This is a genomic window from Conexibacter stalactiti (assembly GCF_033542075.1).
Taxonomy (GTDB): Bacteria; Actinomycetota; Thermoleophilia; order Solirubrobacterales; family Solirubrobacteraceae; genus Conexibacter; species Conexibacter stalactiti.
Genome location: NZ_JAWSTH010000030.1, coordinates 1 through 19128, shown reverse-complemented (window position 1 = coordinate 19128; position 19128 = coordinate 1). Strand labels below are relative to the sequence as shown.

The 19128-nt window shown below is 71.3% G+C and carries 17 protein-coding genes and 1 pseudogene; 10 read left to right on the top strand and 8 right to left on the bottom strand.

The annotated features are described in order from the left end of the window. Window positions 1-100 precede the first annotated feature (100 nt). Complete coding sequence (locus tag R7226_RS13075; RefSeq protein ID WP_318597610.1) at window positions 101-1366, top strand: Fic family protein; 1266 nt, start codon at window positions 101-103, stop codon at window positions 1364-1366. A gap of 52 nt (window positions 1367-1418) precedes the next feature. Here the strand turns inward: R7226_RS13075 and R7226_RS13070 are convergent, their stop codons facing one another. Then, window positions 1419-2048 carry a TetR family transcriptional regulator gene (locus tag R7226_RS13070; RefSeq protein ID WP_318597609.1) on the bottom strand — a complete coding sequence of 210 codons (630 nt, stop codon included), beginning with the start codon at window positions 2046-2048 and terminating at the stop codon, window positions 1419-1421. Window positions 2049-2132: 84 nt separating this feature from the next. Between R7226_RS13070 and R7226_RS13065 the strand changes: the two genes are divergently transcribed. Next, window positions 2133-3119 carry an aldo/keto reductase gene (locus tag R7226_RS13065; protein WP_318597608.1) on the top strand — a complete coding sequence of 329 codons (987 nt, stop codon included), beginning with the start codon at window positions 2133-2135 and terminating at the stop codon, window positions 3117-3119. Window positions 3120-3310: 191 nt separating this feature from the next. Next, window positions 3311-4597, top strand: coding sequence for a hypothetical protein (locus R7226_RS13060; RefSeq protein WP_318597607.1), 1287 nt, complete (start codon window positions 3311-3313; stop codon window positions 4595-4597). A 42-nt stretch (window positions 4598-4639) separates the two neighbouring features. Here R7226_RS13060 and R7226_RS13055 read toward each other — a convergent pair whose 3' ends face one another. Beyond that, window positions 4640-5677, bottom strand: coding sequence for an aldo/keto reductase (locus R7226_RS13055; protein WP_318597606.1), 1038 nt, complete (start codon window positions 5675-5677; stop codon window positions 4640-4642). Window positions 5678-5794: 117 nt separating this feature from the next. On the opposite strand from R7226_RS13055, the gene R7226_RS13050 reads away from it, so the two are divergent. From R7226_RS13050 to R7226_RS13035, 4 genes are all read left to right on the top strand, one after another. Beyond that, window positions 5795-6361 (top strand): TetR/AcrR family transcriptional regulator, encoded by a 567-nt coding sequence (locus R7226_RS13050; protein WP_318597605.1) that lies wholly within the window; start codon window positions 5795-5797, stop codon window positions 6359-6361. Between the two features lie 98 nt (window positions 6362-6459). After that, window positions 6460-7509: an aldose epimerase family protein gene (locus tag R7226_RS13045; protein WP_318597604.1), complete on the top strand. Its 1050-nt coding sequence runs from the start codon at window positions 6460-6462 to the stop codon at window positions 7507-7509. Continuing rightward, a complete protein-coding gene (gene corA, locus R7226_RS13040) occupies window positions 7506-8489 on the top strand; it encodes a magnesium/cobalt transporter CorA (protein ID WP_318597603.1) in 984 nt (327 codons plus the stop codon). The genes R7226_RS13045 and corA overlap by 4 nt, the downstream gene beginning before the upstream one ends. Before the next feature lie 107 nt (window positions 8490-8596). After that, window positions 8597-10192: an MFS transporter gene (locus tag R7226_RS13035; RefSeq protein WP_404827831.1), complete on the top strand. Its 1596-nt coding sequence runs from the start codon at window positions 8597-8599 to the stop codon at window positions 10190-10192. A 13-nt stretch (window positions 10193-10205) separates the two neighbouring features. On the opposite strand, the gene R7226_RS13030 is transcribed toward R7226_RS13035, so the two are convergent. The 4 genes from R7226_RS13030 to R7226_RS13015 all read right to left on the bottom strand — a co-directional run bounded on the left by R7226_RS13030 (window position 10206) and on the right by R7226_RS13015 (window position 13495). Next, entirely contained in the window at window positions 10206-11438 is a 1233-nt protein-coding gene (locus R7226_RS13030) for an RNA polymerase sigma factor (RefSeq protein WP_318597601.1), read from the bottom strand. 6 nt (window positions 11439-11444) lie between these two features. After that, on the bottom strand, window positions 11445-11858 hold the full coding sequence (locus R7226_RS13025) for a YciI family protein (RefSeq protein ID WP_318597600.1): 414 nt from the start codon (window positions 11856-11858) through the stop codon (window positions 11445-11447). 91 nt (window positions 11859-11949) lie between these two features. Next, the gene (locus R7226_RS13020; RefSeq protein ID WP_318597599.1) at window positions 11950-12486 is read right to left on the bottom strand and encodes a dihydrofolate reductase family protein; all 537 of its coding nucleotides are present in this window, start codon (window positions 12484-12486) and stop codon (window positions 11950-11952) included. A 43-nt stretch (window positions 12487-12529) separates the two neighbouring features. Further along, window positions 12530-13495: a LysR family transcriptional regulator gene (locus R7226_RS13015; protein WP_318597598.1), complete on the bottom strand. Its 966-nt coding sequence runs from the start codon at window positions 13493-13495 to the stop codon at window positions 12530-12532. Window positions 13496-13633: 138 nt separating this feature from the next. Between R7226_RS13015 and R7226_RS13010 the strand changes: the two genes are divergently transcribed. Next, complete coding sequence (locus R7226_RS13010; RefSeq protein WP_404827830.1) at window positions 13634-14980, top strand: MFS transporter; 1347 nt, start codon at window positions 13634-13636, stop codon at window positions 14978-14980. On the opposite strand, the pseudogene R7226_RS13005 reads toward R7226_RS13010, so the two are convergent. Together R7226_RS13005 and R7226_RS13000 are read right to left on the bottom strand one after the other, a co-directional pair. Beyond that, window positions 14934-15350 (bottom strand): annotated as a pseudogene (locus tag R7226_RS13005) (OsmC family protein); the annotation flags it as partial. The gene R7226_RS13010 and the pseudogene R7226_RS13005 sit on opposite strands and share 47 nt — an antisense overlap. A 172-nt stretch (window positions 15351-15522) precedes the next feature. Continuing rightward, entirely contained in the window at window positions 15523-16446 is a 924-nt protein-coding gene (locus tag R7226_RS13000) for an AraC family transcriptional regulator (RefSeq protein WP_318597596.1), read from the bottom strand. A 116-nt stretch (window positions 16447-16562) separates the two neighbouring features. Between R7226_RS13000 and R7226_RS12995 the strand changes: the two genes are divergently transcribed. Both R7226_RS12995 and R7226_RS12990 read left to right on the top strand, forming a co-directional pair. Continuing rightward, window positions 16563-17306, top strand: a complete 744-nt coding sequence (locus R7226_RS12995) for an SDR family oxidoreductase (protein ID WP_318597595.1) — start codon at window positions 16563-16565, stop codon at window positions 17304-17306. Between the two features lie 164 nt (window positions 17307-17470). After that, window positions 17471-19128: glycerophosphodiester phosphodiesterase family protein (locus tag R7226_RS12990; protein WP_318597594.1), on the top strand; the 1658-nt coding region annotated here is incomplete at its 3' end.

The window sequence follows — 19128 nt, the reverse complement described above, 5'->3', positions numbered from 1 at the left end:
GACGGACGCGTCAGGCCGGGGCACTCGACAAGCGTTCCCAATGAGCACCAGAAGGAAAGCCTAAAGGCTATCCTTTCCTAAGAGTTCACAGCGAGATAGGATGCCGCTAGGCAAGGAACGCAACGTTCCCTTGCCTGATGATCGAACCAAACGAAGGATCGTGGTGCGGGGACGGTATGTCCATAAGACCTGGCAGGCGGATCCAGCCATCTATGTGCCTCCGCGGTATCGGCGTGCCTGTGAGTACGACGCCTTCGTTCCCGGGCCGGTCGCCGCCGCGGAGATCGTCCTTCCTGGCGACGTTGCCGGCGTGGTCTCCGATGCGGAGCGGGCGATCGCTGATCTGAACCGCGCCGCGGGGCCCGCGTTGACGCCACTCGCTCGGTTGCTGTTGCGAACCGAGTCCATCGCCTCCTCGAAGGTCGAGGGCCTGCAGCTCGATGCTCGCAGCCTCGCGCGCGCCGAGAGCAAATGGGACACCGGGCGCAAGGTCGGGTCGGGCGCCGCCGAGATCCTCGCCAACATCGACGCGATGCAGCTCTCGATCGAGCGAGCCGCGGACCTCGAGGGCGTGCGTCCTACGGACTTCCTCGACATCCATCGGGCGCTGCTCGAACGCGCGCCGAACTCCCAGATCGCCGGGAGGTTCCGCTCTTCGCAGAATTGGATCGGTGGCAACGACTACAACCCCTGCGGTGCGGCGTTCGTGCCCCCGCCGCCGGAGGAGGTCGATCGCCTCCTCGACGATCTCTGCGTGTTCGTCAACGACGTCGCGCTTCCGCCGCTCGTGCAGGCCGCGATCGCCCACGCCCAGTTCGAGACGATTCATCCGTTCGAGGACGGCAATGGCCGGACGGGGCGCGCCTTGGTGCAGGTCATCCTCCGAAGGCGCGGTGTGACACCGGCGTTCGTCCCCCCGGTCAGCGTCGTGCTGGCTCGCGACAAGGATCGCTATTTGAAGGGGCTGACGTTGTTTCGCGAGGATCGCCTGGCCGATTGGATCGAGCTGTTCGCCGCCGCCACCGCTGAGGCCGCCACGCTCGCCGCTCGCTACGTGATCCGGGTCGGCGAGTTGCAGGATGAATGGCGTGAGCGCTTGCGTCAGCACTCGAATCCTCGTACTGACGCAGCCGCCTGGAGCTTGATCACCGTCCTTCCTGCCCATCCGGTCATCACGGTGCCGGTCGCCGTCGCCGCGACCGGACGAACAAAGCCGGCCGCTGCGAACGCGATCGAGCAGATGGAGGCTGCCGGCATCCTCACGCGTCTCGGTGAATCGGCGCGCAACCGGGCTTGGGAAGCCGAGGGTCTTCTCGACCTGATCGTCGGGCTCGAGGCAGGCGTCTCCTCAGCGAACGGCGCGTGATCCTCTCGGATGCGCCGTCGCCGGGCGTGAGACAGCGTTGGCGCGTCGATGCCTACCGCGGGCTCGACGCGCCGCCGGCCGCGCGGCCGACCTCGTCGAAGGCCTGGTCGAGCAGCGGGTCGAACGGGACGCTGCCGTCGTGCGCGGCCCATTCGGCGAGGGCTGCGTCGAAGCAGGCGAGGGCGGCGCGGATGAGCGTCTCGGCGCGCATGTTCTGACCCGGTCCGTCATCGAGGCGCTGCAGCACGAGCGGGGTCAGCATCGTCGCCCACGCGTGGTGCTTCTCCAAGCTGTGCGCGCGCAGCGAGGGGCTGTTGGTGATGACCTTCATCGTCATCGAGCCGCGCTTGGCCTCGGCGCCGGTCACGTCCTTGACGAGCGCGTCGAATGCGACCCGCAGCGATGTCCAGATCGGCTCGTCGGTGGGGCGGGCGGCGAAGGTGTCGCGAATGACCTCGGCGGACGGGACCGGATCGGCGATCACGACGTCTTCCTTGTTGGGGAAGTAGCGGAAGAAGCTGCGCGCCGAGATGCCGGCGGCGGTTGCGATCTCCTCGACGGTGACGTGCTCGAACCCGCGCTCGGCGAACAGCTCCAGCGCGATCTCGGCGATCTGCTCGCGGACCGCGTCACGGGCGCGCTCACGCAGGCTGCGCGGCGGTCTGGAGGCGGCTTCGGTCACGCCATGAGCATAACGCGCCGGAGTTGTCATGCTATGACATAGGGAGCAGCAACCGCCACACGCGACGTGAAGGGACAGACAGATATGCAGACGCGAACGCTTGGCCAGCAGGGCCTGGTCGTGTCGGCCCTCGGGCTCGGCACGATGGGCATGACGATGGCCTACGGCCCCACCAGAGACGAGCAGGAGAGCATCACGACGATCGAGCGCGCGCACGAGCTCGGCGTGACGCTGTTCGACACGGCGGAGCTGTACGGGATGGGCACCGGCAGCAACGAGCAGCTCCTCGGCCGCGCCGTCAAGCCGTTTCGCGACGATGTCGTGATCGCGACGAAGTTCGGCTTCGACTTCTCCAGCGGGCAGTTCACCGGTGGGCTCGACAGCCGCCCGGAGAACATCCGTCAGGTCGCCGAGAACAGCCTCAGATACCTCGGCGTCGACGTGATCGACCTCTTCTACCAGCACCGCGTCGACCCCGACGTGCCGATCGAGGAGGTCGCCGGCACGGTCAAGGAGCTGATCGAGGCCGGCAAGGTCCGCCACTTCGGCCTCAGCGAGGCCGGCCCCGAGACGATCCGCCGCGCGCACGCCGTCCAGCCCGTCGCCGCGCTGCAGACCGAGTACTCGATCTTCGAGCGCGAGGCGGCCGACGCCGTCCTGCCGACCACCCGCGAGCTCGGCATCGGCTTCGTTCCCTACTCGCCGCTCGGGCGCGGCTTCCTGACCGGCGACGTGAAGCCCGCAGACCAGTATCCCGAGGGCGACATGCGTCGCTGGGACGAGCGCTGGCAGGGCGACAACTACGCCGCCAACGTCCGCGCGATCGACCAGCTCAGGGAGCTGGCCGCCAGCAAGGGCATCGCCGTCACGCAGCTCGCGCTCGCCTGGCTGCTGGCCCAGGGCGAGGACGTCGTCCCGATCCCCGGCACGCGCAGCCCCAGGCGCCTCGAGGAGAACGTCGCCGCCGCCGAGGTCACGCTCACCGACGACGACCTCGCGCGGATCCAAGCGATCGTCCCCAACGGCTCCTACGGCAGCCGCTATCCCGCCGAGCACATGCCCAGGGGCTGACTCGGCGGCAGTGATGCACCGTATGTAAGACTTTCGACATGGGGGGCACCTCGGGCACGCGCGCGATGTTCAGCGTCGCCGCGCTGCTCGACGCCTATGCGCGGCTGCTGGCGGCGGGTGCCGACCGCGGAACGCCCCTCCGCGGCAGGCTCGGCCTCGCGGTCGGCGCGGACCGCGCGCTCGCGACCCACGTGCGCGGCGCGCTCGACCTGCTCGATCGGCGCTACCGCCTGCTGGAGGGTCTCGGATCGCTTCCGCCGCAGGAGCAGGCCGACGCCGAGCGCGTGCGCGCTTTCGCGCTGGCGCTGCCGGCACCTCGGCCTCTCCGCATGGTCGCGGTCGCGGTCGCGATCCTCGTCGTCACGCAGCTGCTGACGTTTCCGCTCTCCCGGATCGTGCGCCAGCTCGCGCCGTCGGGAGAGGGCTCGGCGCAGCTGACCGGGGTCTTCACGGAGATTTCGAACCTCGATCCCTCGGGGATCGATGACGCCCTCGCTCTGCTGCTGACGACGAATGTCGGTGCGACGTCGCTGCTGCTGCTGGTCGTCTGTGTCGCGGCCTTCCTGGTGCTGCGGCCGCGGGCCGCGGGGGAAGCCGTCGCGCAGCGCCTCCTGCGCGAGCACGTGTCCGGACGCGAGCGCGCGACGTTCGCCCGGCTGGACCTCGAGCCCCCGGCCGAGCCGCGCATGCGCTTCGCCGTCTCGGCCCTGCCCGCGATCGCGGGCCTCCTGCTGGCGGTGGTCTGCCTGCAGCTGGTCGTCGAAGGCCAGCTCGCATGGATCTCGTGGCGCTCGGCCAGCGCACAGGTGGACGGCGGCTCGATCAAGTTCGTGCCCTCGACGGGCATGTCCCCCGTTGCGCTTGGGGCGGCGATGCTCGGTGCCGCACGGCTGGGCTGGCTGGCGGTCGCGATGCGGCGCCGGGGCGGCGGCATCCGGCCGTCGCTTGGAGCGTTCGCGCAGGCGGGTGGCCGGACTCCGCAGGCGAAGGGCTCTTCGTCGCGCCGCGTGCGCCTGCTCGCCCAGGTCGCCGTGGCGACTGTCGCCGCTCTCTGTGTCGGCGCCGTCGTCGTCATGGTCGCCTCGCTCGATCGCCATCCGCCCGGCATGGAGGTCGCAATCGAGACCGACCGCATCTCTGAGCGGCGGCTCGATATCTCGCTCGACTGCGACGAGACGTGCCAGGTCGTCAACGTCTGGCTGTCGGGATTGGACCGGGAGGGTGGGCGCTCCTGGCTGGCGACGGTTGAAGAGCCCGCTGCATTCACCTTCGAGGAGGCGTCGGACGAGCGCTCCAGAACCGTCTATCGCCTCTCGCCCAAGCAGCAGCGAGCGTTGATGGGACGGGTGCGCGGCGTCGCGCTCGGCGTTGACGCCGTCGACCGCGATGGGAACCAGACGACGATGTGCCTGCCGATCCGGGTCCGCGATCGCGCGTGCCCCGACAACGCGAAGCTGGACCGCGTGTGGCTCCCGTGAGCGGCGAGCCGCTCACGGGAGCCACCCAGTTGAGCGGGGCCGCTACCGGCGCCGGAAGGCCGGGTCGAGCGCGTTCGTGCTCGTCGCCCACGCGTTGTCGGCGACGTCGACCGAGTGGCCGGGCGGGACGATCTCGTCGATGCGGTCGAGCAGCTCGGCGGACAGCTCGACGCCGTCGGCTTCGAGGTAGGACTCGAGGTGCTCCATCGTCCGCGGCCCGACGATCGCCGAGGTCACGGCCGGATGGCGGGTGACGAACGCGATCGCCAGCTGCACCAGCGTCAGGCCGGCCTCGTCCGCCAGTGTGCCGAGCGCGTCGGCGGCGTCGAGTCTGGCGGCGTTGGCGGGCAGGCTGGCGTCCATCGCGGCGGCGAAGCGCTGCTGCCGCGCGGCCGAGCCCGGCCCGCTGATCTCGTGGCCCTTGCGGTACTTGCCTGACAGCCAGCCGCCCGCGAGCGGGCTGAAGGCGAGCACGCCGAGCCCGTGGCGCAGGCTCGTCGGCAGCACGTCGTACTCGACCGCGCGCGTCAGGATCGAGTACGGCGGCTGCTCGGTGCGGAAGCGCTCGCGGCCGCGCCGCTCGGCGATCCATTGCGCCTCGACGATCTGCGAGGGCGCGACGGCCGAGGCGCCGAAGGCGCGGATCTTGCCGGCGTGGACGAGGTCCGACAGCGCGCCGAGCGTCTCGTCGAGGTCGGTCGCCGGATCGAGGCGGTGGACCTGGTAGAGGTCGATCCAGTCGGTCCCGAGCCGTCTCAGCGACGCCTCGACCGCCGCGGTGATCCACCGCCGCGACCCGCCGCGGTGGTTGGGGTCCTCGCCCATCGGCAGGCCGACCTTCGTCGCCAGCACGACATGGTCGCGGCGGCCGCCGGCGAGCGCCTTGCCGACGATCTCCTCCGACTCGCCGCCGGAGTAGGCGTCGGCGGTGTCGATGACGTTGATCCCGGCGTCGAGCGCGCGGTGGATGATCGCGACCGAGTCGTCGTGGTCGGAGTTGCCGAAGGCGCCGAACATCATCGCGCCGAGGCACAGCTGACTGACCGAGACGCCGGTGCGTCCCAGGGGGCGGTAGTCCATGAAGAGTTCCCTTCGCCCGCCGCGAGCGGACGCGCGGCGGGGCGGTAAGATGCTTCGCAGTGAAGCGGATAGCCTGTTCGTTTCACTGTAGCGGATAGCCTATCCACTTCAAGCTCGATGTCTTCCACCAGACCGCCAGCCCCGTCCAGACGGGCCGACGCGAAGCGCAATCGCGAGACGATCCTCGCGACCGCCCGGGCCGCCTTCGCCGACGGCGAGGGCGAGATCTCGATGGCCGAGATCGCCCGTCGCGCGGGTGTCGGCATGGCGACGCTCTACCGCAACTTCCCGGGCCGGCGCGAGCTGCTCGAGGCGCTCTACGCCGATGAGGTCGACGCCATCTGCGACGCCGCCGGGAGGCTCGACGGCCCACCCGGCGAGGCGCTCACGACCTGGCTGCAGCGGTTCCTCGCCTACTTCGTCAGCAAACGCCCGATCAGCGCCGAGCTGCTGCAGCACGCCGACCCCAGCGACCCGGTCTTCGACAGCAACCGCGACCGCGTCCTCGGCGCCGGCCGCTCCCTCCTCGCCGCCGCCCAGCAGGCGCACGAGATCCGCGACGACCTGACGCTCGAACAGATCCTCGACATGGTCATCGCGATCGCCAAGATCCCCGCCGAGCCCGACTACCTCGACCCGATCCTCCAGGCCGCGCTCGACGGCCTCCGCGTCCGGCCGGCTTGACGAAATCTTGATCCTGCGGCGCGGGATCTTGATGCGGCCTAGACGGGTGCGGCGCGATCGTGGAGAGCGATCTGTCGTGCTTGCCGTAAGGAGCGTAGATGCCCCCTGTCCTCAGTCTGGATCCGCCGGAGGTCCTCGACGAGGCGCCTGGCCTACCGGCCGTCTCGGCCCCGGTCGCGTGCAGCCGCACGGTCGCGCGGCACGGCGACTTCGAGCTGGTGACGCTCGGCTCGCCTGACGGGCTGGAGGCGAGCTTCGCGCCGCGTGTCGGGATGACGTGCTGCTCGTTGCGGTACGCGGGCGAGGAGTTGCTCGGCGAACGATTCGGCTTGGCCGCGTACGCGAGCTGCGGCATCTCGATGGGACTCTCGTTGATGCACCCCTGGACGAACCGGCTCTCGGCGTGGCGCTACACGGCCGGCGGCACGACCGTGCGGCTGCCGGTCTCGCCGCTGCTGCACACCGACCGCTGGGGCCTGCCCGTCAACGGCGTGCAGTCGAGCGGGCACGCGTGGCGGGTAGAGGACAGCGGTGCGGACGCGCGCTCGGCGTGGTTGGAGGCGACGCTGCCGTTCGATCGCGACCGGCGGCAGCTCGCGCTGTTCCCGTTTCCGCACCGTCTGCACCTGCGGATCGACGTGGCGGGGCGAGCGCTGTCGGTCGCGACCGAGATCGAGGCGACCGGCAGGGTGCCGGTGCCGGTCTGCTTCGGCTATCGCGTCTATCTGAGGCGCGACCCGGCGGTGTGCGCGGTCGCGCTGCCGCGACGTCAGCAGCTCCTCACCGACCAGCGCCTGATACCGACGGGCGTGACCGAGCCGCGCGCGCCGCGGACGTGCCGACTCGATCGCGGGGAGGTGCAGGAGGTGTTCGCGCTTGGCTCCGACCGTCGCGTCGCGGTGATCTCCGACACGCGGCGACTGACGCTGGAATCGCTGGCGGGCTTCCCGCTCGCGCAGGTGCGCACGCACGCGGACGAGCCGCACGTGACGCTGGAGGCGATGACCGCCGAACCCGACGCGCTCAGCCGCGACTCCTTCCCCGTCGCGACCCCCGGCCGCCCGTACAGCGCCGCGCTGCGGATCGCGGTCGACGCACCTGCGCCGCCGATCTCCGCCGCGGGTCCACCCGCGAAGGTGTTTGCGTGATCGTCGACCGCGCCATCTACCGCGACGGCAGACGGATGCCGGCGCCCGAGAGCCTGGCCGAGCTGAACTCCGCCTGCCGCAGCGGCGAGGGGATCGCGTGGATCGGCCTGTACCGCCCCAGCGCCGAGGAGTTCGCGCACGTCGCGAACGAGTTCGACCTGCACGACCTCGCCGTCGAGGACGCCGTCAAGGCGCACCAGCGGCCGAAGCTGGAGCGCTACGGCGACGCGCTCTTCCTCGTGCTGCGTCCGGCGCGCTACGTCGATGCGACCGAGACGGTCGAGTTCGGCGAGGTGCACGTCTTCGCCGGCCCGCAGTTCGTGATCACCGTGCGCCACAGCGAGGCGCCCGACCTCGCGAGCGTGCGGCACAAGCTGGAGACGCGACCGGACCTGCTGCAGCGCGGCTCGGTCGCGATCGTGCACGCGATCCTCGACCAGGTCGTGGACGACTACGAGCCGGTCGTCGCGGGGGTGCAGAACGACGTCGACGAGATCGAGGACGACGTCTTCGACGGCAGCGCGAACGCGTCGCGGCGGATCTACGAGCTGTCGCGCGAGGTGATCGGCTTCGAGCGCGCGACCAAGCCGCTGGTCGTGATCCTCGACGCGCTGATGAGCGAGCACGGGATGGGCGACGAGGAGCGCCGCTACCTGCGCGACGTGCGCGACCACGCGGTGCGGATCGAGGAGCGGGTCGCGGGCTTCCGCCAGCTGCTGCAGAACATCCTCAGCGTCAACCTGACGCTGGAGACGAAGTCGCTCAGCGAGGCGGCGAACCGCACCAACGAGGAGGTCAAGAAGATCTCCGCCTGGGCCGCGATCTTCTTCGCCCCGACGTTGATCGCGACGATCTACGGGATGAACTTCGAGCACATGCCCGAGCTGGGCTGGGAGATCGGCTACCCGCTCGCGCTCGGGACGATGGTGATCAGCTGCGTCGCCCTCTACGCGATGTTCAAGCGACGCACCTGGCTCTGACCCGGTAGCGCGCGCGTCCGCCAACATCGTGCGGTGAAGGTGGCGCGCGGGTGCCGCGCTGTGTGAGGATCGGGCGGACTCCGGTGGCGATCCGAGGGCGGGTGTCGGTGGTGGCGGCTGAGGCGGCGAAGGTGCCCGACGAGCCGGCGGGAACGCCGCGGCTGGCGATCCTGCTCGCGGCGGCGATGTTCGTGTTCGTGATCGACACGTCGTTGATGAACGTGTCGATCTCGGCCGTCGTGGAGGATCTCGACACGACCGTCAGCGGCGTTCAGTCGGCTGTGGCGATCGAGGCGCTGGTGTCGGCCGCCTTCATCCTGATCGGCAGCAAGCTCGGCGACCTCTTCGGCCGCAAGCGCGCCTACGTTGCCGGCCTGGTCCTCTACGCGCTCGGTGCGCTGGCGATGGTGGTCGGTCAGGGGCTGGCGGCGATCATCGTCTTCTGGGCGGTCATCGGCGGGCTCGGCGCCGCGCTCTACCTGCCGGCGATGCAGTCGCTGGTCCATGGCAACTTCGAGGGCAGAACGCAGGCGAAGGTCTATGCGCTGGTCGGCGCCTCGGCGGCGATCGCCGCCGCGATCGGTCCGCTGCTCGGCGGCTTCCTGACGACGCTCCTGTCGTGGCGGGTCGGGTTCCTGCTCGAGGTGGGGATCATCGCGATCGTCCTGGCCGGGAGCGGGCTGATCCGCGACGTTCCGTACACGGGCGATCGGGCCGTCGACTGGGTCGGCGCCGTACTCTCCGTGGTCGGCATGGGCGGCGTCGTGCTCGGCGTCCTCGTCTGGCAGGAGGGCGGCGAGTCGGTGGCCGCGCTGTTGGCGGTCGGGATGGCGGCGCTCGCTGCCTTCGTCTACTGGATCGTCCGCCGCAAGCGGGACGGCGAGGCCGCGCTGCTCGATCCCTCGTTGTTCGACTCGAAGCTGTTCAGCTTCGGGATCGCTCAAGGCATCCTCCAGCAGATCGCCCTGGGCGGGATGCTGATCGCCCTGCCGATCTACCTGCAGCTCGTGCTGGGATACAACGCGCTGGAGGCCGGCCTGTCGCTCGCGCCGCTGTCGCTGACGATGTTCGCGGTGGCGGTGCTCGCCGGGAAGCGCGCCGGCGAGCGGCGTCCCAGCAGCCTGATCCGGGCGGGCTTCGCGCTGCTCGTGCTCGCGATGGTGATCCTGATCCCGCTGGTCCCGCGCGCGGACACCGGCTGGTACCTGGTGATCCCCTTGATGCTGGCGGGCGCCGGGCTCGGGCTGCTCGTCTCGCAGCTCAACAACTACACGCTCTCTCCGGTCTCGGAGGAGCGCGTCGGCGAAGCGGCGGGCGTCAACTCGGCGACCGGATCGTTCGGGCTCTCCTTCGGCCTCGCGTTCGCGGGCGCGGTGATGCTCGCCACGCTGTCGATCGCCTTCACGAACAAGGCGGAGTCCAGCAACGTCCTGCCCGTCGCCGAGCAGCAGCAGGTCGCGCAAGTGCTCGAGGACGACGCGCAGGTGATGAGCGACGCGCAGCTCGCACCGCTGCTCGCCGATCAGCCGCGCGAGATCCAGGACGAGATCCTCAGCATCAACGAGGACGCGCGCCACCTCGCGCTTCAGGTCGCGCTGCTGATCACGCTGCTCGCCTCGCTGGTGGGACTGGCCAACGCGTTCCGGATGATGCGTCTGCCGGACCCCGACGCGTCGGCGGCGGCCGGGGCGGCGCTCGGCTGAGCGCGCTTGACCGTCACGCGCGCGCCGATTGCGCCCGCGCACGGGCGGCCTGGCGGACGAGGTGGTCGCGCTCGGCGACGGTCGTGGCGCGGCGGGCGGCCTCGGCGTAGGCCGCGGCGGCGGCGGGCAGGTCGCCGCCCAGCTCGTGCAGGTGCCCGCGCACGGCGTGCCAGCGATGGCGCTCGCCGAGCACGTCGCGCAGGCGGTCGCTCTCGCGCAGGCCGGCGGCGGCGCCATCGACGTGACCGAGCGCGACGGCGCGGCCGAGGACGGCGGCGGGGTCGTCGCGGACCGGGTCGTCGGTGAGCGCGACGAGGTCGTCGTACCAGGAGAGGATCTGCGGCCAGTCGGTCTCCTCGGCGCTCGCCGCGTCGTCGTGCAGGGCGGCGATGGCGGCCTCGACCTGGTAGCGGCCCGGCGGCCGCGCCTCCGTCTGCCACGCCAGCGCCGACTGCAGGACGCGCACGCCCTCGGCGATCTCACGTCTGTTCCACAGGCCGCGGTCCTGCTGGTCGAGCGTGACGAGGCGGCCCTCGGCGTCGACCCGCGCGGGCAGGCGCGCATGGTTGAGCAGCATCAACGCGAGCAGGCCGCGCGCCTCCGGCTCCTCGGTCGCGAGCGTGAGCTGGCGGCCCAGGCGGATCGCCTCCCGGGCCAGGTCGACCCGGCCGGCGTGGCCGGCCGTGTAGACGAGGTAGAGCACGCGCAGCACGACGGCAAGGTCGCCGGGCTGGTCGAGGCGGCGTCCTCGCACGGTTCTCTTGGCGCGGCTGATCCGCTGCGCCATCGTCGCCTCCGGGACGTAGAAGGCGTCGGCGATCTCGCGTGTCGTGAGGCCGCCGACCGCGCGCAGCGTCAGCGCCACCTGCGAGGCCGGCGCGAGCGCCGGATGGCAGCAGCGGAAGAGCAGGAAGAGCGTGTCGTCGCCGACCTCCTCCGACGAAGCCGGCCCGTCCACCCGCGGCTCGGCCTCCGCCTCCTCTTCGCGGCGGTGGCGGGCGGCCTCGCTGCGGCGGGCGTCGACGAGCCGCCGGGTCGCCACGGTCGTCAACCACGCGCGCGGGTCGTTCGGCGGATGCTCGGGCCAGACCCGCAGCGCCTCCAGCAGCGCCTCCTGGAGCGCGTCCTCGGCGGCGTCGAACTGCTCGCCGCGCCGGACCAGGCCCGCGAGCACGCGTGGGATCAGGTCCCGCCCGTACGCGCGCAGCGGGCCGTCGTCCCAGGCCGAGATCGGCTCATCGGCCACGCCTGTTCAGTCCTCGGACGACGATCTGCCGGAGAGGACCTCGCGCACGTCGATCCACTCGTGCAGCGGGCCGCCGCCCGGGCCCGGCTCGGAGGAGATGTGCGCCGCGATCTCGAGCGCGCGCTCGCGCGACTCGACGTCGACCAGGTACCAGCCCGCCACGAGGTCGTTGGTCTCGGGCAGGGGCCCGTCGGTGGTGACCGGCGCGGCGTCCGGCCCGCCGTAGCGGACCCAGGTCTGCGCCGGCGCCAGCGCCTGCGAGTCGACGTACTCGCCGTTCTCCTGCAACAGCGCTCTGACCTCCCGCAGGAAGGCGAAGTGCGCCTCCACGTCGGCGGGGTCCCACTGGTCCAGCGGCGGGAAGGGGTGGTGCGGCTCCGGGCCGCCGCTGTAGTGCTTGAGGAGCAGGTACTTGGGCATGGAGGTCTCCCTGACGTCTTGGGGCCGCGCCTGTCGCGGCCCCTTCACCATGTGAGCGGAGCCGGCCAGGACTTCTCGACATCCAATCAGCTCAACTCGTCGCCGGCAGGTAGGTGAGCAGGACCACGCCGGAGTCGAATCGCTTCACGTCGCCGAGCTGCATGCGGACCGTTCCCCGGTCGCCGAGCACGTGGACGTTGCCCTTGCCCCACACGAGCGGATTGAGGTAGACCTCGAACTCGTCGATCAGGCCCTTCTCCGCGAGCGCGTACGCGAACTCGCCGCTGCCGTGCATGAACAGGTCGCCGTCGACCTCCTGCTTCAGCCGCGGGATCGACTCCTCCAGCCGCCCGTCGAGCAGTGTCCCGTTCCACGGAAGATCTCCGGACAGCGTGGTGGAGCCGACGTACTTCGGCAGCGAGTTGACCATGTCCGCCCATCTGCCGGTCTCGCTCGGCCAGTACCCCGACAGACCCTCGAAGGTCTTGCGGCCCAGCACCAGCCCGCTCGACCTCGCCTGCCGCTCGAACGAATGGTCGCCGTGGTCCCCGTCCGGCTGCACCCACTCGCCGACCGGATCGACGACGCCGTCGAGCGTGGCCTGCGTAGTCGCGATCAGCTTTCCCATCTCTCAACGCTCCTTGGTCGCGGGAGGCTCCTCTGGCTCCCCTCTACCCATGCGACGAACGACGGCGCGCGGAATCGACGGCCCAGCTCGGCAGCCAGATCTCGGCGTCGCCGTGGCCGACGCGGGTGGAGACGAGGTGGTCGTGCAGCGCGGCGAGCGCGGGGTGGGGGTTGTCGTCGCGCCAGATCAGCGAGATCGGGTAGACCGGCGTCGGGTCGCGCACCGGGATCCGCCGCAGGTCGTAGCTGTCGGGCCACAGGTAGCGGGTGTGCTCGCCGGCCAACGTCGCCAGTTCCGCGGAGTCGGCGATCTCGGCCAGCAGGACCTCGTTCCCGAAGCTGGGCCCGACGACGTCGATCGTGAGCCCGAAGGCCGCGGCGAGCTCGTCGTAGTAGTCGGCCCACTCGGTGCCGGGCGCCATGCCGGGCATCCAGATCCGATGGTCGGCGAGCTGCGCGGGCGTGACCGCGTGGGCGTTCGCGAGCGCGTGGCCGGGGCCGACGAGCAGCTGGTGCCGCTCGTCGATCACGCGGACCGTCTCGATCACGTTCGGCAGCTGCTGGGCGGGGACCGGGACGGCGTGGAAGGTCGCGTCGACCGTCCCGGCCTCGACCGCGGCGATCGCGGCGCCGACGTCGGCATCCAGGAGCGTCACGACGTCCAGCTCGATCTCGGGATGCATCTGGTGGAAGCGCTGGAGCAGCACCGCCGACGCGATCCGCCGGCTGTGGACGTCGACGCGCAGCGCCCGTCGACCGGGGCGCACGGACGCGTCGGCCCGCTCAGCCACCCGCAGCAGCTCACGCGCGTGGGGCAGGAAGGCCTGCCCGTCGATCGTCAGCCGGGCGCCGCGGGCGGAGCGCGTGAACAGGCGCACGCCGAGGTCCTGCTCCAGCGCCGCGATGCGCTTGGAGACGGCCTGCTGGGTGACCGACAGCTCGGCGGCGGCTTCGCGGAACTGGCCGGCGTCGGTGACGGCGACAAAGGTGCGGACGGCGTCGAGATCCATTCGCCGGGATCCTAGCTGTGACAACCATGAGTTGTTGATTGCAAGTCGAACTTTTGTTTGATAAGCGCTATTGCTCCCGCATACCTTCTCCTGAGTCAACGTGTGGTTGTTCAGATCGAGCGGCAAGGAGTGCGGCGGATGGCAGGGAGGCGGTCGCTCGGGCGGCAGTTCACGTGGCTGTGGGCGGCGTATGCGATCAGCGCGTACGGCTCGGGGATCGGCTTCGGCGCCTTCTCGTTTCTCGCGATCCTCGAGCTGGACGCGGGACCTGCCGAGGTCTCGGCGCTGGCGGCTGCCGGGCTGGCGGTGGGCGCCGTGGTCGCGCTGCCGCTCGGGCCGTGGATGGAGTTTCGCCGCAAGCGGCCGGTGATGATCGCGATGGACCTGGTCCGCTTCGCGGCGTTGACGAGCATCCCCGTCGCGTACGCGCTCGGCTGGCTCACCTTCGCCCACCTGCTGGTCGTCTCCGTCGTCGTCGCGGCTGCCAAACTCACCTTCAACGCCGCCGGCGGGGCGTACCTGAAATCGCTCGTGCCGCCGCGGGACCTGCTCGTCGCGAACGGGCGGTTCGAGTCGACGACGTGGAGCGCGACCGCGGTCGGACCGCCGCTCGGCGGGGCGGCGGTCGGGCTGTTCGGCCCGGTGACGACCGTCGTGGCCGATGGGGTCAGCTACCTGCTCTCGGCGCTCGGCATCCGCGCGATCGGCGGGAGGGAGCAGCAGCCCGGCCGAACCGGCGCGCCGCGGCTGCGCGCCCGCGACGTGCTCGAAGGCTGGCGCTGGATCCTCGCCCACCCGGGCCTGCGTCCGCTGTTCCTCAACACGATCCTCGTCAACGGTCTGATCATGGCCGCCGAGCCGTCGCTGGCGGTCCTGATGCTCGGTCAGCTCGGCTTCGAGCCGTGGCAGTACGGCCTCGCGTTCGCGGTCCCCTGCGCCGGCGGTCTGATCGGCTCACGCCTGGCGCCTCGGATCGGGGCGCGATTCGGGCAGCGCACGGTCCTGCGCACCGCCGGGGCGCTGCGCGCGTGCTGGCCGGTCGGCTTGGTCGTCGTCAGCGACGGCGCCGCCGGACTGGCGCTCGTGATGGTCGTCGAGTTCGGCCTGATCCTCTGCATCAGCCTCTTCAACCCCGTGATGGCGACCTACCGGCTGCAGCACACCCCGAACGACCGCGTCGCGCGCACCCTGTCGGCGTGGTCGATCAGCAGCAGCGCCGCGATCGCCGCGCTGACCGCGCTGTGGGGCGTGCTGGCCAGCGTGACCAGCCCCCGCCTCGCGATCGCGCTCGCCGGCGCGCTGCTGCTGGTGACCCCGCTGCTGCTGCCGCGCGACGACGGCGCGCGGGATCCGTTCAGGCGGGGACCGCGATCGTCCGCTCGACCGGGGTGGGGTTGGCGAAGAGGTCGAGCACCGGGCAGTGGGCGTCGACGGCGTCGGCGAGCTGCTGGTAGCGCTCCGCCGACTCGGGACCCTTCGGCGTGATCCGCAGCCGCACGGCCGTGAAGCCGGAGCGGACGTCGTCGTCGAAGCCGAAGAAGCCGCGCACGTCGAGGTCGCCCTCCGCGCTGATCTCGACGCCGTCGAGCGCGATGTCGAGCTGGGCGGCCCAGAAGCGGTACGTGATCGCCTGGCAGGAGGCGAGCGCGATCAGCGCGTGCTCGACCGGGTTGGCGCCGAGATCCTGCCCGCCGAGCGCCGGCGGCTCGTCGACCTTGACGGTGTGGTCGCGGGCCTGGAGGTCGACCTCGGTGAGGCCGACGAGGCTGCCGTCGACGGCGAAGACGACCTTCGCCTTGACCGGTTCGGCGGTGATCGCACGGCGGTTGTCCTCGATCAGTGACGCGAGCGGCATGGCTCTCTCCTTGGCATCTCAGCGCTAAAGTAGACTAAATCGGTCGACAAAGCATACAAAGACGTCGCCTGGTTGCTGAGAGGTGTTCGTCCGCCGCCGGCCCGCTCCTATCAGGCGTCGTTCGTCGCGCGGGACGCAGCCGGCAACGCGAGCGCCGCCAAGTCGGTCACGTTCACGGTGAAGAAGGCGAAGAAGCGGTAGCGACCGTGCGGGCGTAGCGGCTCGGCGGCTGACCGACGTACCGCTTGAACGCCGTGCTGAAGGCGCTCGCCGAGCTGTAGCCGACCTGCTCGGCGACCTCGGCGAGCGCCAGTTCGTCGCGCTGGAGCAGATCCTTCGCGAGCGCGATGCGCCAGGTGAGCAGGTACTCCATCGGCGGCAGGCCGACGGTGCGGGTGAAGCGGTCGAAGAAGGCCGAGCGCGACAGCGCCGCGGTCCGCGCGAGCTCGGCCACCGTCCAGGAGCGCGCGACGTGGCCGTGCATCTGCCGGATCGCCGGCGCCAGTCGCGTGTCGCCGAGGCCGCGCAGCAGTCCCGGGTGCGCGTGCTGCGCCTGAGTCGAGCGCAGCGCTTCGACGAGCAGCACCTCGACGAGGCGCGGGAGCACGAGGTCGCGGCCAGCGCGCTGCTCGCTCGACTCCTCGCCGACGAGACGGACGAGCGTCGAGAGCCGCTCCGCGTCACGCACGTGGACGACCGTCGGCAGCAGCGCCCCGAGCAGCGCCGCGTCGGGCGAGTCGAAGACGAAGTAGCCGCCGAGCAGCCGCACGTCGGGCGGCCCGTCGGGGGTGCCGTGACGGACCTCGTCCGGCGACGCCGCCGTCACTTCGGGGTCGACGTGCAGCGGTCTCACCGGCTCGAAGCCGGCCATGGTGAAGCCCGGGGTCGCCGGCAGCAGCACGAAGTCGTTGGCTTCGAGCGTGATCTCGGGGTGACCGTCGACCGCGAGCCGGCAGCCGCCCTCCAGCACGGTGCAGAAGCTCGGATCGCCGTAGGCGGAGTAGCGCACGCCCCAGCGGCCGGCGCCGCTGATGCGCTTGGAGAAGACGGTGCGCGGCCGCAGCAGCGCGATGACCTCTGAGAGTGGATCGCTCATGTCTGGACTCTTGCGAATGAATCGCGGACTTTACACGATAGATAATCCTGTTGTCGTCGGTACTGTCGTTGCAGCAACTGACGACGGGTCCAACCGGCCCGCAGAGAGGAGTCGACATGAAGACCGTGCTCATCACCGGCTGTTCGTCGGGCTACGGCCTGGAGACCGCGCGCCACTTCCACGCGCACGGCTGGAACGTGGTCGCGACGATGCGGACGCCGCGCGAAGACGTCCTGCCGCGGTCCGAGCGGCTGCGCGTCGTCACGCTCGACGTGACGAGACCGGAGTCGATCGCGGCCGCGATCGAGGCGAGCGGGCCGATCGACGTGCTCGTCAACAACGCCGGCATCGGCGCGATCGGCGCCTTCGAGTCGACGCCGATCGCGACGGCGCGCGAGATCTTCGAGACGAACACCTTCGGCGTGATGGCGATGACGCAGGCGGTGCTGCCGCAGTTCCGCGAGCGGCGGGCCGGCGTGGTGGTGAACGTGACCTCGAGCGTGACGCTGGCGCGGATGCCGCTGGTGGCCGTCTACACCGCCAGCAAGACCGCGATCGAAGGGTTCACCGCGTCGCTCGCGCTCGAGCTGGAGCAGTTCGACGTGCGCGCGAAGCTGGTCGAGCCGGGCTACGGCCCGACGACCGGCTTCACGAGCAACGGCCAGTCCCGCATGGACGGCCTGATCTCCGCGCCGTACGCGGCGTTCGCCGAGCGCGTCATGACCGACTTCGGGCAGCCGGCCGCGGTGACGCGCGAAGCCGACGTGGCGGAGGCGGTGTGGCGCGCTGCCACCGACGTGACCGGCCAGCTGCGCTTCCCGGCCGGCCCCGACGCGGTCGCACTCGCGCAGGCGCGCTAGCCCCCGCACCGCCGCGCTCGGGAGCGCCTTCACACCCCCGTCACGCGCCGGTCGCGGGCTCGTCACGACCTCGTAACGGCTGCTTCACGTCTTGGCACGATCGCGTTGATGTGGTGCAGGCGGCGCCCCGCGGCGCCGGTTCCTCCCCCGATTCGAGAGTTCCGATGAGTCTTCGTCTCGCTCCGTCGCGCGCCCGCCGCGGCGCGCTCGCCCTCGCGCTCGCCACCGCCTCGCTCGGCGGCGCCGCAGTCACCGTCGCCTCCGCCGCCGACGAGCCGACCCCGCAGGAGATCGCGCTGCGCCAGCAGATCGCCGGCATGTGGGCCGTCACCGACGTCGCCCCCTGCACGCTGCCGTTGCGCAGAGATCGCTGGGCGCTCGCCGACCCGGCCGACCAGGGCCGCGCCAAGCCGTTCATCTCCGCCCACCGCGGCGGCTGGAACTTCGCGCCCGAGAACACGCTGGAGGCGTACGAGGCCGCGATGGCCTACGGAGTCGACTCGCTCGAGGTCGACGTGCGCAAGACGAAGGACGGCGTGCTCGTCGCCTTCCACGACAGAACCGTCGACCGCACGACCGGGCAGACCGGCGAGGTCTCCAACTTCACGCTCGCCGAGCTGAAGGCGATGAGAGCCGGCAACCACGCGCCGTGGATCGGCACGCCGTACGAGGACACGAGAATCGTCACCTTCGAGGAGGTGCTGAGACTGGCGGCGAAGGCCGGCGTCGGGATCGAGGTCGACAACAAGCTGGGCGACACCGACGACATGGCGATGCAGGGCCAGCTCGTCGATCAGTACGGCCTCATCCAGCAGTCGTTCTTCGGCAGCAACGCGCCGCACATCGCGGTCGCCGCGCCAGGCGCCCAGTTCATCTTCAACCGCGGCACGTGGGAGTCGCCGTCGATGATGAACGAGGTGACGAGATTCGCCCGCTACGTCGGCTCGACGCTCGACCGCTTCACGCCCGAGTCGATCGCGGCGATCCACGACGGCTGCGGGATCGCGATCCCGCATGCCTACGACGCCGGCCCCGAGAACGAGGTCGCGGAGTTCCTCAGAGCGCGCGCGATGGGCGCCGACGGCGTCCAGACCAACCAGCCCGACCTGATCGTCGCCGCCTCCGGCCACCGCGTCGGCTCGGCCGTCACGCTCAAGCGTGACGCCGCCGGCAGCGTGACCGCCGCCTGCCTCGTCAACCGCAGAAACGGGATGGGCTTCCTCGGCAAGCAGCTCGCCGTGCTGAAGGACGGTGTGCAGGTCGCCTCGCCGACGACGCTCCAGCACGGCTGCGCCGCGCTCGGCGGGATCGCCGGCCTCCGCGACGGCGCCGGCGTCGAGGTCGCCTACGGCGGCGACGCGGCGATCATCTCCAGCCGCACGCGCGCGGCGATCGACGAGCCGCTGCTGCAGGTCGAGCTGCCGGCCTTCGCCGACCAGGAGGCCGGCACGCTCGGCGCGCCGCGGCAGCTCGTCGTGCGCAACGCCGGCGGCCGCGCGCTCGACGTCGGCCGCGTCCGCGTCGCCGGGCAGGAGCCGGGCGCCTCCGCGCCGTTCCTGCTCGCCGGCGACGGCTGCAGCGGCACGCAGGTCCTGCCCGGCGCCACCTGCACCGTCGCGCTGCGCTTCGCGCCCGAGGCGACCGGTGCTCAGCAGGCGACGCTCGTGATCGAGGCGAACACCGGTGACGGCACGCACCGCCTGGCGCTGAACGCGACCGGCATCGCGCCGACGGCCGGCCCGGCGGGTCCCACCGGGCCCGCGGGCCCGAGCGGTCCGACCGGCCCGCAGGGCGCCGGCGGCGCGGCGGGCGCGGACGGCAG